This is a genomic window from Streptomyces violaceorubidus (assembly GCF_000717995.1).
GTDB classification, from domain to species: Bacteria; Actinomycetota; Actinomycetes; order Streptomycetales; family Streptomycetaceae; genus Streptomyces; species Streptomyces violaceorubidus.
In genome coordinates this window covers 1-887 of record NZ_JODM01000121.1, presented here as the reverse complement: position 1 = coordinate 887, position 887 = coordinate 1, and the positions used below count along the sequence as shown (strand labels likewise).

Genomic DNA, 887 nt, shown 5'->3' with positions numbered 1-887 from the left:
GCGGGCATCGCCTACTCGTGTGCCCGCGCGGGCATCGAGGTGGTGCTGAAGGACGTCTCGCTGGAGGCGGCGCTCAGGGGCAGGGCGTACTCGGAGAAGCTGTGCGCGAAGGCCGTGGCGAAGGGCCGTACGAGTCAGGGGAAGGCCGACGCGCTTCTGGCCCGGATCACGCCCACCGCCGAGGCGGCCGATCTCGCGGGCTGTGACGCGGTGATCGAGGCGGTGTTCGAGGACACCTCGCTCAAGCACAAGGTGTTCCAGGAGATCGAGCATGTCGTCGCGCCCGACGCCCTGCTGTGCTCCAACACCTCCACGCTGCCCATCACGGCGCTGGCCGAGGGGGTGGAGCGGCAGGGCGACTTCATCGGGCTGCACTTCTTCTCTCCCGTGGACAGGATGCCGCTGGTGGAGATCATCAAGGGGGAGCGGACCGGGGACGAGGCGCTGGCCCGGGCGTTCGACCTGGTCCGGCAGATCGGCAAGACGCCCATCGTGGTCAACGACTCGCGGGGTTTCTTCACCTCCCGGGTCATCGGCCACTTCATCAACGAGGGCGTCGCGATGGTGGGCGAGGGCATCGAGCCCGCCTCCGTGGAGCAGGCGGCGGCCCAGGCCGGCTACCCGGCCAGGGTGCTCTCCCTGATGGACGAACTGACGCTGACCCTCCCCCGGAAGATCCGCGAGGAGACGAAGCGGGCCGTGGAGGAGGCGGGCGGCACCTGGGAGCCGCATCCCGCCGAGGCGGTCGTCGACCGCATGGTCGACGAGTTCCAGCGCCCCGGACGCAGCGGTGGGGCGGGCTTCTACGCGTACGGCGAGGACGGCAAGCGCGCCGGGCTGTGGCCGGGGCTGCGCGAGCACTTCACCAAGCCGGGGTACGCGATCCC

The 887-nt window shown here is 70.6% G+C and carries 1 protein-coding gene; it reads left to right on the top strand.

Annotated features, from left to right (window positions below; translation table 11 throughout):
* Positions 1 to 887: 3-hydroxyacyl-CoA dehydrogenase family protein (locus IE94_RS0134280; RefSeq protein ID WP_030192359.1), on the top strand; the 887-nt coding region annotated here is incomplete at both ends.